Source organism: Propionispira arboris, assembly GCF_900109225.1.
Lineage (GTDB): Bacteria > Bacillota > Negativicutes > Selenomonadales > Selenomonadaceae > Propionispira > Propionispira arboris.
On the sequence record NZ_FNZK01000001.1, the window covers coordinates 210,547 to 225,788 of the forward strand.

Consider the following 15,242-nt stretch of genomic DNA (forward strand, 5'->3'; position numbering starts at 1 on the left):
ATGAAAAGTGATTTATTAGATGTAATAGAGCAGATGCAAGGTAAACGGGTACTTGTCATTGGTGATATGGTGGCGGATGTTTATTTGCATGGAACAATTTCGCGAATTTCGCGGGAAGCCCCGGTGTTAGTTTTAGAACAAGCGGATGAAGAAATCATTGCCGGCGGCGCAGCTAATGTCGTACACAATGCAGCAACGCTTGGCGGTAAAGTGTTTGCCGTAGGCCTGCTTGGTCTGGATAATGCCGGGCGCGGCTTAAAAGAAATTCTGGAAGCAAAGGGCGTCAATACGGCGGGATTTTTTTGTGATGAAAAAAGACCAACGATCACGAAAACAAGGATTATTGCCGGCGGCAGAGCAACGGTGAGTCAGCAGATCGTTCGGATTGATAAAGAAAGCAAAATGCCGATGATTCCAGCTTTTGAAGCGAATATCATGCAATATCTGGAATCAATATTGCCACAGGTTCAAGGTGTGGTACTAAGTGATTACGGCAGTGGAACCTTGACGGACAGCATTAAGGCAATGATACTTTATCATTGTGCAAAAAATAGTATTCCAACGATGGTAGATTCGCGCTACGATATTTTGAGTTTTAAAGGTATAGATTTTATCAAGCAAAATGATGGTGAACTGGCAGCAGCCGTGGGGTTTAAATTGACTACAGAAGAACTTTTATATGAAGCTGGAACAAAATTACTACACCAGATGGAAGCCAAAGGCGTACTTATAACTCGTGGTGAAAAAGGGATGGTTTTGTTTGAAAACAATGGAGCGATTCATGATATACCTGTATCGGATAAAAGCGAAGTGTATGATGTATCGGGGGCTGGTGATACTTGTGTTGCAACTATGATTTTGGCCCTTGCTGCTGGAGTTGAACCGGCTTTGGCTGCCGAATTATCGAACTTTGCCTCTGGAATTGCAGTTCGAAAATTGGGTACGGCCACAGTATCGGCTAGTGAATTAATGAAACTTGTAAAATAAAAAATTAAAAAACTGTGAAGAAGGTAGGAGAAATGTATGCTGATTGATGCCACTAAAATAGAAGCGTTCTGTGCCGAACTGCGTAAAAATGGAAAGAACATTGTTTTTACCAATGGATGTTTCGATATTCTCCATGCTGGACATGTACGGTATTTAAATAAAGCAAAGTCCTTTGGTGATTGTCTTCTACTTGGACTCAATACGGATGCTTCCGTACGCCGTCTCAAAGGCGAGAACCGTCCAATCAATAATGAACTTGATCGGGCTGAAGTTGTGGGGGCGCTAAAATCGGTCGATTATGTAGTTCTGTTTGATGAACCCACGGCTGAATCTTTGCTTGGTAAAGTAAAACCAGATGTTTATGTCAAAGGCGGCGATTACACAATTGCTACATTGCCTGAAGCAAAAACAGTTCAAGCGAATGGTGGTAGAATTGAATTTGTGAACCTTGTTGAAGGACGCTCAACGACGAATGTAATTGAAAAAATAAAAGCAGCTCCGAATTCATAGAGAAAGGGGTCTTCCTCTGATGATAATTCAAAATATCCTCGTTATCAAACTCAGCGCAATTGGTGATGTTATTCATGCCCTGCCAGTATCCCATGCGCTTAAAGAAACCTTTCCCAAGGCAAAAATTACCTGGGTTGTTGAACCGCCGGCTTATGACCTTTTGACGAATAATCCTTACATAGATGAAATTATTGTTTTTGAAAAAAAGAAATTCAAATCAATCGGCGGCTTTATGGAACAGATAGGGCCGTTTTCGTCTGCTCTACAAAAAACAAAATATGATGTCGTTCTTGATTTGCAGGGGCTTTTTAAATCTGCTGCCATCGCCTGGCTTAGCAAAGCGTCTTTGAAGCTGGGATGTGTGGATATGCGTGAATTTAGCGATAAAATAAGTCGACCAGTCATAGGAACAAATGCAAAAGGCCATATTGTTGAACGATATCTTGATGTGGTACGTGAACTTGGCTGCAAGGTCGAACAGGTTATATTTCCCCTTGTAATAACGGACAAAGAAGCTGATATTGCTGATAAATTAATGGTGCAGGCTGGTATGAATAGTCAAAATCCATATGTGGTTTTAGCCGTCGGTGCAAATTGGCCGAATAAACGCTGGCCAGCTAAATATTATGCAAAATTAGTCGACTGGTTCTATAATCAAAATATTATTCCGGTTCTGATTGGCGGTGGTGTAGTCGATGAACGTTTGGCTGATGAAATTGCAGCAGCAGCGGAAATTCCTCCGGTGAACCTTGTGGGAAAAACAACGCTCAAACAGCTAGCCCACATTATTAAAAAATCAAAAGTTACGCTCGGTGGCGATACCGGGCCCGTCCATTTGGCAGCGGGGCTTAATATACTAACCATTATGTTAATGGGACCAACGGATGCAAATCGCAATGGTCCATATCGTCAGCTGGATCACGTGATCGAAGTGTCCTATGATTGTAAACACTGTTGGAATCGTACGTGTAAGTTTGACAGAGATTGTCTCGACGCGATATCCGTACAACAAGTGATTGAAAAAATTAAAAATCTTATTTAGGGTTATTTTAAGTAATTCTAGATAGGATGAAAGATAGAATTGTGGAGTGATATGATGTCGCGATTTTCGGTGTTTTTTGAAAATATTCAAAGAGATATAAAAACGTATGTGTTTTTATTATTATTATTTTGTTTGTATCGTGGAGCTTTTATATGGATTATGCAAAGTTATATCGAACCGAATACAGGTATGACTGATATAGCATTGGCTATGTGGGCCGGGTTTCGTCTGAGCTTGAAATCAGCTGGAGTCTTGGCTTTGTTATCTTTTTTAGTCTGCACAATGAGCAATGTTTTTGTACCAAAACTTAAAACAACTTCAATTCGTTTATGGCTGGGCGGCCTTTACATTGCCGTTTTGTCGATTCTATTTCAGGCACGTTTTCCCTACTACAATGCATTTCATGTGACATTTAATCAAAATGTGTTTAATACCATGAATGATGATGTCTATGCATTGTTTATTACGATGATTCAAGAGTACAATTTACCTGTCAGACTTTTAGGCGCACTGGTTATTTTGTATTTTTTGTATTTTTTGTTCAAAACATTGCTGAAAAGTCCCAATTATCCTTTGCCACAGTTTACGACAAAGACACAACATTTATTTTTTCGTGTCGTTGTCATAGTGATGATCCCAATTTTTATGCTTTTTATGCGATTTGGTGGCAGTTTTAATTATAATCATTCTATCAACTGGGAAAATGGAGCTATTACGAAGTCCAGCTTTTTGAATGAAGCTATCCTGGATGATATGCAGGCATTGTATCGTGCGTATGCTGTTCATGATCGTATGGCACAGGGGGATCAGATAAGTGGTATTCACAAAGAGAAAATCCGCGAATACAGCAAACTGGTTGCTGGGAATAATGTAGAATCAGATGATTTGACACCTTACTTAGCACGGCAGGCAGCGGGTGCTAAGATTGCAAAACCACGTCATATTTTTATCGTGATTGGTGAAACCTATTCACAATGGCCTTTGATGGAAAAATTTGATAAATTGAATCTAGCAAATGGCTTGAAAGATATCATCAAACAAGATGACACAGCGTATACGCAGGCTTTTTTGCCCAATGCATCCTTTACCGCAATGGCTGTTACAGCACTCGTCACAGGGCTCTCAGACGTTTCAATTCCCGTGAATTATCAACAGCGGAGCTATGAACAAACCTATATTACGGCATTGGCACCACAAATGCAGAAATTGGGCTATAAAGTTGATTTTTGGTATGGTGGTTTTCCCTCTTGGGAACGGATTAAAGATTTTACCTTGGCTCAAGGTTTTGATCATTTTTATAGTTGTGCAGATTTTGGTGCTGAACCAGATAATATTTGGGGAACAAAAGATGAATATATCTTCCAGGCGTTATCAAAACATCTTGATGAAGAAGCACCGACGGTGCATCTAATTTTAACTGTATCCAATCATCCACCCTATAATTTAGACTTGGATAAGGCTGGATTTGATGCGGCAAAAATCATGGATGGACTACCAGAAGATCAGAAAAATAATAAAGAATTAATTCGTAAACTTGGACATTACTGGTATATGGATAAAGTGGTTCATGACTTTGTCAAAGAAACAAAAGAAAAATATCCGGACAGCCTATTTATTATTACAGGGGATCATTCAGATCGGGTTAATGTTACGGACACACCAACCCCTTATGAACGGTATACGATTCCACTTGTTATTTCTGGACCTGGTATTACCAAAGCTTTGCTGCCAAGTGATATAGCTGGCAGTCAGGTGAATATTATGCCAACTTTAATTGAACTTTTAGCACCGAAAGGTTTTACTTACTATTCGATTGCAAATAGTTTAACCAAAGGCAATCAAATAGGTTTTAATAATGACTATTCGATTACGCCTTATGCGATTGGCAAGATAACAAATCCAACAGATTATGAAGTATTCAATCATGGTGATCTGTCAAAGATAGAGGCAGCACAAGATAGTTCACAAGATAAAATATCTATGATGAGAACTCTGTCCTGGTGGCTTTTAGTCAAAGGAAATCAATTATAAGGAGTACAGGGATCGTGAATATTTTGATTTTATTTTCACAGCCATGGCGCGTTGGTGGAGCTGAAACACATGTGGAAGCATTAATGCAGGGACTCGTCGGGCATACTTTATTTTTAACGGTTAATGAGGGCAGCGATACAGACAAATTGAGACAGCTGCAAAAAAAGTTCCCTAACGTAGAAATCATCAAAATACAAGCACGTGGCGCAAATATTTTTCGGTGGATAAGCGACATTAAAAGCTTATGTGCTTTCATAAAAAAAGAACATATACAGGTGATTTCAGCGCAACAAAGAACGGCTGGGATTTGGGCGTATATAATTCGTCATTATACGCGGATCCCTTATACGGTAACCATGCATGATCCATGGCATCGCGCTATGTTCAAATCGGTTTATGCAAAAATATTTTCTCAGGTGTTTTGTGTTAGTCGGAATCTTTCCGATACATTACAAAAAGACTTTGGTTTTCTTCCCAAGCAGATTCAACTCATCAATAATGGTATTGATTTTAGAAAATTTAAACCAAAAGACAAACAAACATGCAGGCAGGAACTAGGCCTTGATCCAACAGCCCCTCTTGTCCTGCACGTCAGTCGTCTCAGTCGAGTCAAGGGAGCAGTGACGTTAAAGATTATTGACAGTATACCAAGGGTACTGCAAAAAAGACCCGAAGCAAAACTGATCCTTATCGGTGAGGGGCCATTAAGAGCAACAATCAATGAAAAAATTCTTGCTTTTAATCAGCAATATGGCGATAAAATTCAAATTTATGATTTTGTTTCGTCCCTTACCGAATGGTATAATGCTGTTGACATACTGATTGGTGAAGGGCGCGTTGCGATGGAGACTTTGGCTTGTTTAAAGCCGATTGTCGCGATTCGAAATGCTGATACGTTTATTGGCGCTATAAATGGAGCCAATATTGCGTATGCTTGTGATGTGAATTTCGATGGGAAAGATCAGCCGGTAAATGCAGATAATATGGCAAGTGCGATGGAGCGGGCCTTTCAACTAGAGCAAGAGGAAAGCCAGAAAATTGCTGATTATATTAAAGATCGTTTGAGTTTAGACACGATGGCACAAGCTTATATGGATGTATTTAAACGGATTACATAGAAGGAGGTTTCCCTGGTGAGAAAAATTTTAATTATCAATCGATTGGGAATTGGTGATGTCGTAGTGACTACACCATTGGCAAAACTCATCAAGGAGTATAATGGTGCTAAAGTTGGATTTGTCGTTGCGGCAAAGTCTGCGGATTTACTCGTTAATCATCCTTATATTGATGATGTTTTTCCTTATAGCAAAAAAAATAAAAAAAATATCATTTTGGATATCAAGGAAAAAGGGTATAATGAAGCTATTATTGTGGATGATCGTTTTACTTCGACCGTATTAGCCTGGAAAGCAAAATGTAAATTGTTAAATAAGGGATTTGAGATATCTTTAGGGGCAAATCGGCTCTTTAAGCGTAAACTTCATAACGTAAAAGCAATAGAGGACTTTGCTTCTTATATTAAACTGATCAATCCGCAGGCAGAAAATTATGAAATAACAGCCGTATTGGGAAATCCTGATAAAACAAGAAGCCATTATCTAGAAAACTGGCTGGCAGAACACAAAAAGATAACAAAGAAACTAGTTCTTGTTGTACCCAAAAGTGCAGCGCTTAATAAAAATTGGCCAATTTCATATTTCAGTGAAATAAATGATTTTTTAAATGCAGAAGGCATTATTCCATTGTATATTGGTTCAAATGGTGATAAAGACTATATTAACCAGATTAAAGGAAATAAAATCAATGCGGCCGGTCTGTTTAGTTTGCGAGAACTGCCATCAATTGCTAAACAGGCCGCATTTGCCATTTCAGTTTGTACAGGGCCTATGCATATTATAAGTACGGTAAACGTGCCGACTATTGTCTTATATGGTCCCAGTGATCCAATACGCTGGGCTCCAGGAAATGCTATCATACTAAAGAGCAGCCTACCTTGTGTGCCCTGTCAGAGACTGGATTGTACGTTGCCAAAATGTGAACAAAACTGTATGGAACTCATTTTTCCGGAACAAGTAAAACAAGTGATTATAGAACAAGGCTGGTTAGCAAGCGAAATCAAGGAGAGAACACTATGAATTTAAATCATGCGGTAAAAAAACAAGAAACTTTTGGTGCTCTCAAATATGAAGACAAACAGCCTATACATATCGCATTTGGTGTGGATGCGAATTTCATTCGACCAATGGGCGTAGCGATGACGTCATTGCTCGATAATAACCAGCAGCATAGTTTGGTGTTTCATGTGTTTGCTAATTCGATTGAACTGGTAGATATTGAACGACTAAACAAGTTGGCACAGGCGGAGAAGGTTCTTATCCATTTATATCATATTAATCCAGTTATTTTTGAGTCGATGCAAACGACCTGGAATTATACAGCAGCTACGTACAACCGGTTTATCGTAGCGAAACTTCTGTATCCTTCGATTGACAAAGTGATTTATATGGATGCAGATATGGTCTGTAAGGGAGATTTAGCAGAATTGGTACAGTTTGATTTTTCTGATAAGATTGCCATGGTTGTTGCCGACCAGGGGAAATTTGTGGCAAACCATATGAAAACATTAGATTTGAAAAATGGACAGTATTTTAATGCAGGCATGTTATACATTGATCTCAAAGCCTGGAATGAAAATCAGATTTCAGAACAGGCAATGGACCTTTTAGCAAAAAGAAAGTTTTTTTTGCTCGATCAGGATGCTTTAAATATTCTGTTAGATGGCAGAGCCAAGTTTATTGAACGTAAATGGAATGAAATTTGTAATATGGAGAAAAAATATAGCAAGATTTCGGATGAAGCCATAATTGTCCATTTTGCTTCTCGAAATAAACCATGGCATGTCTGGTGTATGCATAAAGAAAAAGAATTGTTTATTCGTTATGCCAAAGCTTCTCTTTGGTGCGATGTCCCGTTTTTTTCTGTACCGCGTAGTTATAAAGAGATGAAAATGATGGGGGCAGCCAAACTTCAGCAGGGAAAATATAAAGAAGCAATTCTTTGGTATTGGAAATACTGGCAGGCTAAGCGGGTGGAAAAGAAATGAGGCGGTGGAATTATGAACCTTTTTGACAATGTTATTTTAAAAACTGAAATTATAGATGAAAATCCAACATTTGAAATGCAAAAAGAAGATTTGCATATTGCCTTTGGAATAGATGCTAATTTTGCAATAGGCATGGGTGTATGTATGACGTCAATCGCTTTACATAACCAGCAAGAAAAAATAAATTTTCATGTTTTTACAGATGGCATTCAAGCCGAAGATTTTGAACGCTTAAAACAGTTGACGCATTATAAAAATGTGAAGCTTATAATATATTATATAAACAAAAAAGTTTTCGAGAAATTCCCAACTTCTGTCGGGTGGACTTATGCTACCTATTATCGGTTTATTATGGGGAAAGTCTTATATGGACAAGCTAAGAAGGTTTTATATTTAGATGCAGATGTATTATGTATAGGTTCTTTAAAAGAATTGATTGAAATTAATATGGAAAATAATACAATTATTGGAATTTGTGATTTTTTAGAAAACTTTATCGTACGCATGCAAGAATTATCAATAAAAAATGGAAAATATTTCAATGCAGGTGTTATGTACATTGATGTTGAGCGCTGGTGTGAGGATGAAATATCTGAGCGTGCCATACAATTATTGAGTAAAGACCCAACAAAATATAAGTCTTTAGATCAAGACGTATTGAATGTTCTTTTGGATGGAAAAGTAAAGTTTGTTAATAAAAAGTGGGATTATATGTATAATACGATACGAATGAAACATCTATTGCCTAACGATACGATTTTAATTCATTTTACGGGTGATAAACCATGGCAAAGTTGGACGCAGCATCACTTTTTAGCGAAATATTATATGGAATATATACAAAAATCTCCTTGGCATAATGTTAAAATGAGAGACGCTTCCAGTTATAAAGAAAAACGCAAATTGGCGCGATCATATTTTCGGCGGCAGGAATATATTATTGCAATACAGTGGTATTGGAAATATCTTGTAGCGAGACAGCTAAAAAAATAGATTGCGAGGTTTTTTATGGATATTTTTGATAATATTATAACTAGAATGGAATCGTTCAGTGGAGATGAAATTAAAAATAAAAAGATAGATATACATATTGCTTTTGGAATTGATGCCAATTTTGCTCGCGGTATGGGAGTTTGTATCACGTCTATTATTTTAAATAATTTAGATAAAAAAATTGAATTCCATATTTTCACAGATCAACTACATGTTGTTGATTTAGAAAAATTAAAACAGTTAACGACGTATAAAAACATAAGCATTAAGATTTATTATATAGATGCCAATGGATTTAAAGCTTTTCCTATTACGATAGCATGGTCACAGGCTATTTATTATCGATTTATAATGGCAAAATTTTTATGCGATAAAGTAGATAAAGTTTTATATCTTGATGCAGATATTTTGTGTATAGGGTCCTTAGATGGTCTTATTCAAGAAGATATGCAAGGAAACATAATTTTAGCTATTGAAGATCAAGTTGGTGGACTGCAAGAAAGAATTACATATTTATCGATGCAAAGTAAACAATATTTCAATTCTGGTGTAATGTATATAGACATTAATCGGTGGAATAAAGAAAAGATTACAGATAAAGCGATCGATTTATTGCGAAAATATCCAGAACGATATAAATCATTTGATCAGGATGTTTTAAATGTTTTACTGGATGGAAAGACAAATTTTATAGATCGAAAATGGAACTATATTTATAATTTAGGCTATATGGAACAGGTTTTGCCCGGCAATGTAAATTTAATCCATTTTACAGGTGATAAACCTTGGCAGCAATGGACGCAACACCATTTTATGGTTAAATGCTACGAAGCTTATAGTCTTAAATCACCATGGAATAGTGTGCCGCTGACAGTACCTTTCCATTACAAGGAAAAACGTAGAATGGCGAAATCTTGCAAAAAAAATGGGGAGTACCTACAGGCATTCATATGGTTTGTCAAATATATATATACAAGAATTCAAATAAAATGTAAAGAATGAAAAGGAGGCGAATCCGTATGTCTGAAATCACGATCGTGAGTGGCTTTTTTGATATTGGCCGAGGTGATATGGCAGGCTTTCAGCGTAGTACTCAAAAATATGTAGAATATTTTAGATTTTGGGCAAGAATGAAGAATAAACTTGTTGTTTATACAGATAAAGTTACGGCTGAACAAGTATTGAAAATAAGAGATTCATTTCATTTAAAAGATAGAACACGAATTATTATTATTGATGATGTATATAAACTTGAACCGGACTTATTTAAACAAATTTGTGTTGTGACTGATAATAAAGAGGCAGTTAACTTTCGAACTTGTCCACAAAATCCAGAATCTTGGAATCCAAAGTATAACTACGTTACTTGTCTAAAACCGTATTTTGTTGCTGATGCAGTAAAGAATGGTTATGCAGATGGAATGGTAGCCTGGGTTGATTTTGGCTACAATCATGGTGGACAAACCTGCATTCATGCGGAAGAGTTTGATTTTCTATGGTGTTATGATTTTACTCCGAAAATTCATTTGTTTGCTATGGAACCAATGGATGATATGCCGGTTTTTGAAATAGTACGAACCATGCGGGCTTACATCGCAGGTGCTATTATGGCAGCCCCAGCGCCACTATGGCAGGAGTTTGCCGATTTGTACAAGCAGTCGGTATTGCATTTAACGCATTGTGGGTTTGCTGATGATGATCAGACCGTTTCGGTTATGGCATATAGAGAAAATCCAGATCTATTTGAAATTCATCCCGTGGATGATTGGTTTATTGCTTTAAAAGAAGTGGGCGGTGAACATTTGACAAGAGCTTCAAAAATACAATATAAAGAATCAAAAAAACAAGCGCAAGCCTTGTGGCAAGCTGGTAACTATACACAAGCTTTAAAATGGTATGGAAAATATGCAAGGGAAAAACTTCAGACAAAACGATAAGTTGAGGGTCTTACTGATGGAACTATTTGATAATATTATTTTAAAAATAGAACAAATAAACATGAAACGTAACGTTGAAGAATGTCAGACTGATTTTCACATTGCCTTTGGTATTGATAAAAATTTTGCCAGAGGTATGGGGATTTTAATGGATAGTATCCATTGCCATAATCAAGAAAAAAACATTAGTTTTCATGTTTTTACAGATGGAATTGAGCAGCAAGATTTAGCAAAATTACAAGAATTAACACAATATAATAATATTAGTATAAAAATTTATTATATTAATATTGAAGCATTTAGAAATTTACCAACGACATTGGCTTGGTCATATGCTACTTACTATCGCTTTATTATGGGGAAAGTTTTACATGGATTGGTAGATAAAGTACTTTATATTGACGCGGATATTTTATGTATTGGAATGCTGGACAAACTGCAAACGATGGATATGAAGGGTAACATTGTTTTAGCAATCAGTGAAGAGGGGAAATTTAATGTAAATCGGCTGTCACTGAAAAACGGGAAATATTTTAACGCTGGTTTCTTGTATATTGACATTAATAAATGGAACGATGCTCAGATTGCCGAGCAGGCGGTTGCTTTATTAACGGAAAATCCAGAAAAATATACATATCTTGATCAGGATGTCTTGAATATACTATTAGATGGTAAAACTTTATTTATTGCACAGCAGTGGAATTATCTATATGATATGCGCAAAATGGATAATAAACCTCCAAAAGACGTTATTTTTATACATTTTATTGGTGATAAACCATGGCAGCATTGGTCTGAACATCATTTCATGGTGAAGCTTTATCAGAAATATGCACAAAAAACGCCGTGGGCTAATGTTCCGTTAGTAAAACCAAAACATTATAAAGAGAAAAAAAGAATGGCTCGTTCTTATCGGAAGCGAAATATGTATTTGCAGGCGCTTTATTGGTACCTTGCTTATGCCGTTGCGAAAATAAAAGCAAAAAGTTAATCTAGTAGATTTGGTGGTGTGGGGAAAATAATGTCTGAACTTACAATCGTAACTGCATTCTTTGATATAGGCAGAGCTAATTGGAAAGGTTTTGAAAGAAACTCAAATAAATATGTGGAGTATTTCAAGTTTTGGGCTCGAATAAAAAATAAACTGGTTGTGTATACAGATGAAGCTACAGCGCAGCAAGTGTGGAAAATTCGCGAAGGATATGGATTGAAAAATCAAACACAAGTTATAATAGTGAATGAAATTGATCAATTAGATCCAGAGGTCGCTTCGCAGTTAAATCAAGTAGTAGCCAATGAAATTCTGCTAAAATTTCGTGAACGACCAGAAAATCCAGAATCACATAGTGCCAAATATAATTATGTTACCTATTTGAAACCATATTTTATTGCTGATGCGATAAAAAAACAACGAATTGATGGAATGATAGCGTGGGTTGATTTTGGCTATAATCATAATGGTGAAGCATATCCAAATACAAAAGAATTTGATTTTTTATGGGAATATGATTTTTCAAAGCATATTCATATTTTTACGACACAAGATATTGATGATATGCCCATATTTGATATTATCCATAAAATGAAAGTTTATATATCAGGTGGAATTATTGTAGCTCCTGCATCATTATGGGCGGAGCTCGCGGTACTATTCAGACAGTCGATTTTACATCTAACGCATTGCGGATTAGCTGATGCAGATCAGACCTTGCTTGTTATGGCTTATCGTGAAAAACCAAGCTTGTTTTCTGTGCATGCTGTGATGGATTGGTTTATGGTATTAAAAGAATTTGGGGCGACGCATTTGTCGATTAAACATGCTAAGCCGCTTTATAAGACCTATAAAAGAGAGGCCAGAAAACATTGGCAGGAAAGAAGATATCAAGAAGCCATAAAATGGTATCTGAAATATGGAAAAGAAAAAATATGGAGATGTCCGAGACAAGGATAAATACAATGTTGGTTTTGCCACAAAGGACAGGTGAGTTATGGCTTTAGTAAGTATAGTGATGCCAATCTATAATGCTGAAAAATATGTATCACAGGCAATTGACAGTGTTTTAAACCAAACGATGACAGACTTTGAACTTATTTTAATCAATGATGGATCAACTGATAAAAGTGCTGAAATTTGTGCATCGTATGCACGAAACGATCAACGAATAACGCTGATTCATCAAAAAAATGGTGGAATTTGCTCAGCCCGTAACAAAGGTTTGACATTAGCTCGAGGCGAATATATCGCATTTATTGATAATGATGATGTTTATTTGCCGGATTTATTAGAAGAAAATTATATTTTGGCAAAAAAATATAATGCTGATATTTTAAAATATGGAAACCAATATATCAAACAAAAAAATTTTCAGTTGATGCGATTCATTCATCGGGAAAGCTCAATGAAGAAGCGTTGCTTGTTATAAGGAAAAATGATCTGCCGGCAGAATATAAGAAACTGAATGAAGCGGACTTATTAGTATATGTGTGGGATGGTCTTTTTAAGACGGAGTTGATTCGAGAAAAACAAATTACCTTTGACTCGCAGTTTAAATATGGACATGAAGATCGAGTTTTTTGCATGCAGTTATATCCACATAGCAAGTGTGTAGTGATAAATCCTAAAATTTATTATCAACATATTGTCTATAAAACATCGACATCAAGAGTTTTTTCAATTGATCGCATTGACGATACGAAAAGGCTGTTGACATATGAACAAAATTTATTTGATAGCCTGCAATTATCAAAAAGTTATCCTGCTTATTGGCAGCAGCGAGTTATCACCTATGTGATTTTAATTTGCAGTATCATGAGAAAACCAGAAGCACAATTATCATGGCAAGAAGTATTGCAGGTTCTTCATACGCTACGAGAAACATATTATCTTCCTGCTTTTGTTGGTTTTCATAAAACAGAACAGAGTAAACGATTGAAAAATAAAATATACGCATGGCTCTTTGAACATGATTATTTAAAAACACTAGCTTATGTTCTACTGGTTGATCAAAAAATAAAATATATGGTAAAACTTTTGGTTAAATAAAGGTCAATACATTACAGAAAAGGAAGGTTTCTTAGTCCGATGTTATTTAATTCCTATGAGTTTTTATTCTTTTTTTTGCCGGTTGCAATGGGGATTTTCTATTTCATTGTAAAATTAAAATCTAAAAGATTGGCTGTGCCGTGGCTCGTTTTTGTATCTTTTATATTCTATGCATGGTGGAATCCAGTCTTTTTAATATTGTTGGGTGCCTCCGTTTGTTTTAACTATGGTGTTGGTTATTTTTTGTTGCAGAAAAATTACCATTCTTATAAGAATATAAAACCCATATATCTATTAATTTTTGGGGTTTTTATAAACTTATTGGCATTAGCTTATTATAAATACTTTAATTTTTTTATTTTAAATATGAATACTTTATTTAATTTATCTATACCAAGTGAAAATATAATTTTACCTATAGGCATTTCATTTTTTACATTTACGCAAATTGCTTTTTTAGTTGATGCTTACCGTGGTTGCGTTGAAGAATATAGATTTATCTCTTATATGTTGTTTGTGACTTTTTTTCCACATTTAATTGCGGGTCCCATTTTACATCACAAAGAAATGATGTCGCAATTTGAATCAGACAAATTATTGAAGGTTAACTGGGAAAATATAATAATTGGCACAGTGGTTTTTATTTTAGGACTTTTTAAAAAAGTAATTATTGCGGATCATCTTGCACTATATGCTACACCAATTTTTGATGCTGCAGCACAAGGCAATGTACCACAATTATTTGAAGCTTGGATTGGAGCTCTGGCTTATACATTACAGTTGTATTTTGATTTTTCAGGCTATTCGGATATGGCTATTGGACTTGCATTGTTATGTAATGTTCGATTGCCTGTGAATTTTTTTTCTCCATATAAGGCAAAGTCTGTTATTGATTTTTGGCGTAGATGGCATATGACGTTATCGCGTTATCTAAAAGATTATGTATATATTCCATTAGGTGGAAATCGGTATGGGGAATTTCGTCGTTTAAGAAATTTACTTGTGACTATGTTGCTTGGTGGTATATGGCATGGTGCAGGTTGGACTTTTTTTGTTTGGGGTGGGTTACATGGTTTTTATTTAATAGTGAACCATACCTGGCGAAAATTTGAAATTTGTTTGCCAAATATTATAAATTGGGGTCTAACTTTTGTCAGTGTAGTGACGGCCTGGGTATTTTTTCGTGCCGATACACTACAGACGGCGATCCTTATAATAAAGGGCATGTTTGGTTTCAATGGGATAAGCTTAGCAGAAAACCTAGCTTATCGAATACCACTATTATCAGGCTTTGGCTTTGATTTTTCTGGGTTTATGACAATAACAAATTTGTCGCTAACTAAAGTAGTGCCTTGGATTCTTATAGCTTTGATTATTGTTTTGCTTTTGCCGAATACTATGGAACTTACGGCTGCCTATAAACCTGCATTGCGAATTAGTGCAAAAAATATTGAGACAAAATATGTACAATATTGGCAATGGAAACCATCTTATGTATGGTCTATTGCACTTGGAATTATTGCTGTTCTTAGCATTTTATCAATGTCAAATGTCTCAGCATTTTTATATTTTCAATTTTAAATTATATAGGTGGTT

At 35.9% G+C, this 15,242-nt stretch carries 15 protein-coding genes; all 15 read left to right on the plus strand.

Annotated elements, in window-relative coordinates:
* The 15 genes from BMY14_RS00945 (at nt 1) to BMY14_RS01015 (ending at nt 15,227) form a co-directional block, all read left to right on the plus strand.
* Entirely contained in the window at nt 1-987 is a 987-nt protein-coding gene (locus tag BMY14_RS00945) for a bifunctional heptose 7-phosphate kinase/heptose 1-phosphate adenyltransferase (protein WP_091828409.1), read from the plus strand.
* A 36-nt stretch (nt 988-1,023) separates the two neighbouring features.
* Entirely contained in the window at nt 1,024-1,497 is a 474-nt protein-coding gene (gene rfaE2, locus BMY14_RS00950; RefSeq protein WP_019551900.1) for a D-glycero-beta-D-manno-heptose 1-phosphate adenylyltransferase, read from the plus strand.
* A gap of 19 nt (nt 1,498-1,516) precedes the next feature.
* Complete coding sequence (locus BMY14_RS00955) at nt 1,517-2,539, plus strand: glycosyltransferase family 9 protein (RefSeq protein ID WP_177177430.1); 1,023 nt, start codon at nt 1,517-1,519, stop codon at nt 2,537-2,539.
* Between the two features lie 159 nt (nt 2,540-2,698).
* A complete protein-coding gene (locus BMY14_RS00960) occupies nt 2,699-4,570 on the plus strand; it encodes an LTA synthase family protein (RefSeq protein ID WP_245741189.1) in 1,872 nt (623 codons plus the stop codon).
* Between the two features lie 14 nt (nt 4,571-4,584).
* A complete protein-coding gene (locus BMY14_RS00965; protein WP_091828411.1) occupies nt 4,585-5,688 on the plus strand; it encodes a glycosyltransferase in 1,104 nt (367 codons plus the stop codon).
* 15 nt (nt 5,689-5,703) lie between these two features.
* Complete coding sequence (locus tag BMY14_RS00970) at nt 5,704-6,705, plus strand: glycosyltransferase family 9 protein (RefSeq protein ID WP_091828412.1); 1,002 nt, start codon at nt 5,704-5,706, stop codon at nt 6,703-6,705.
* Nucleotides 6,702-7,673 (plus strand): glycosyltransferase family 8 protein, encoded by a 972-nt coding sequence (locus BMY14_RS00975; protein WP_091828413.1) that lies wholly within the window; start codon nt 6,702-6,704, stop codon nt 7,671-7,673. The genes BMY14_RS00970 and BMY14_RS00975 overlap by 4 nt, the downstream gene beginning before the upstream one ends.
* Nucleotides 7,674-7,685: 12 nt before the next feature.
* Nucleotides 7,686-8,666, plus strand: coding sequence for a glycosyltransferase family 8 protein (locus tag BMY14_RS00980; protein WP_091828414.1), 981 nt, complete (start codon nt 7,686-7,688; stop codon nt 8,664-8,666).
* Nucleotides 8,667-8,681: 15 nt separating this feature from the next.
* Nucleotides 8,682-9,668 (plus strand): glycosyltransferase family 8 protein, encoded by a 987-nt coding sequence (locus BMY14_RS00985; protein ID WP_091828415.1) that lies wholly within the window; start codon nt 8,682-8,684, stop codon nt 9,666-9,668.
* A gap of 17 nt (nt 9,669-9,685) precedes the next feature.
* Entirely contained in the window at nt 9,686-10,603 is a 918-nt protein-coding gene (locus BMY14_RS00990) for a WlaTC/HtrL family glycosyltransferase (RefSeq protein WP_091828416.1), read from the plus strand.
* A gap of 16 nt (nt 10,604-10,619) precedes the next feature.
* Nucleotides 10,620-11,594, plus strand: coding sequence for a glycosyltransferase family 8 protein (locus BMY14_RS00995; RefSeq protein WP_091828417.1), 975 nt, complete (start codon nt 10,620-10,622; stop codon nt 11,592-11,594).
* Between the two features lie 30 nt (nt 11,595-11,624).
* Nucleotides 11,625-12,554 (plus strand): WlaTC/HtrL family glycosyltransferase, encoded by a 930-nt coding sequence (locus BMY14_RS01000; protein WP_091828418.1) that lies wholly within the window; start codon nt 11,625-11,627, stop codon nt 12,552-12,554.
* A gap of 37 nt (nt 12,555-12,591) precedes the next feature.
* Nucleotides 12,592-13,026 carry a glycosyltransferase family 2 protein gene (locus tag BMY14_RS01005; protein WP_091828419.1) on the plus strand — a complete coding sequence of 145 codons (435 nt, stop codon included), beginning with the start codon at nt 12,592-12,594 and terminating at the stop codon, nt 13,024-13,026.
* Entirely contained in the window at nt 13,014-13,646 is a 633-nt protein-coding gene (locus BMY14_RS01010; protein ID WP_091828420.1) for a hypothetical protein, read from the plus strand. Before BMY14_RS01005 ends, BMY14_RS01010 begins: the two co-directional genes overlap by 13 nt.
* A 366-nt stretch (nt 13,647-14,012) precedes the next feature.
* Entirely contained in the window at nt 14,013-15,227 is a 1,215-nt protein-coding gene (locus BMY14_RS01015) for an MBOAT family O-acyltransferase (protein ID WP_281246404.1), read from the plus strand.
* The last annotated feature ends 15 nt before the right edge of the window (nt 15,228-15,242 follow it).

What these genes read in the sequence shown, in the direction of transcription:
- BMY14_RS00945 (WP_091828409.1), top strand. Translation starts at nt 1, where the DNA reads ATGAAAAGTGATTTATTAGATGTAATAGAGCAGATGCAAGGTAAACGG.
- rfaE2 (WP_019551900.1), top strand. Translation starts at nt 1,024, where the DNA reads ATGCTGATTGATGCCACTAAAATAGAAGCGTTCTGTGCCGAACTGCGT.
- BMY14_RS00955 (WP_177177430.1), top strand. Translation starts at nt 1,517, where the DNA reads ATGATAATTCAAAATATCCTCGTTATCAAACTCAGCGCAATTGGTGAT.
- BMY14_RS00960 (WP_245741189.1), top strand. Translation starts at nt 2,699, where the DNA reads ATGCAAAGTTATATCGAACCGAATACAGGTATGACTGATATAGCATTG.
- BMY14_RS00975 (WP_091828413.1), top strand. Translation starts at nt 6,702, where the DNA reads ATGAATTTAAATCATGCGGTAAAAAAACAAGAAACTTTTGGTGCTCTC.
- BMY14_RS00980 (WP_091828414.1), top strand. Translation starts at nt 7,686, where the DNA reads ATGAACCTTTTTGACAATGTTATTTTAAAAACTGAAATTATAGATGAA.
- BMY14_RS00985 (WP_091828415.1), top strand. Translation starts at nt 8,682, where the DNA reads ATGGATATTTTTGATAATATTATAACTAGAATGGAATCGTTCAGTGGA.
- BMY14_RS00990 (WP_091828416.1), top strand. Translation starts at nt 9,686, where the DNA reads ATGTCTGAAATCACGATCGTGAGTGGCTTTTTTGATATTGGCCGAGGT.
- BMY14_RS00995 (WP_091828417.1), top strand. Translation starts at nt 10,620, where the DNA reads ATGGAACTATTTGATAATATTATTTTAAAAATAGAACAAATAAACATG.
- BMY14_RS01000 (WP_091828418.1), top strand. Translation starts at nt 11,625, where the DNA reads ATGTCTGAACTTACAATCGTAACTGCATTCTTTGATATAGGCAGAGCT.
- BMY14_RS01005 (WP_091828419.1), top strand. Translation starts at nt 12,592, where the DNA reads ATGGCTTTAGTAAGTATAGTGATGCCAATCTATAATGCTGAAAAATAT.
- BMY14_RS01015 (WP_281246404.1), top strand. Translation starts at nt 14,013, where the DNA reads ATGAATACTTTATTTAATTTATCTATACCAAGTGAAAATATAATTTTA.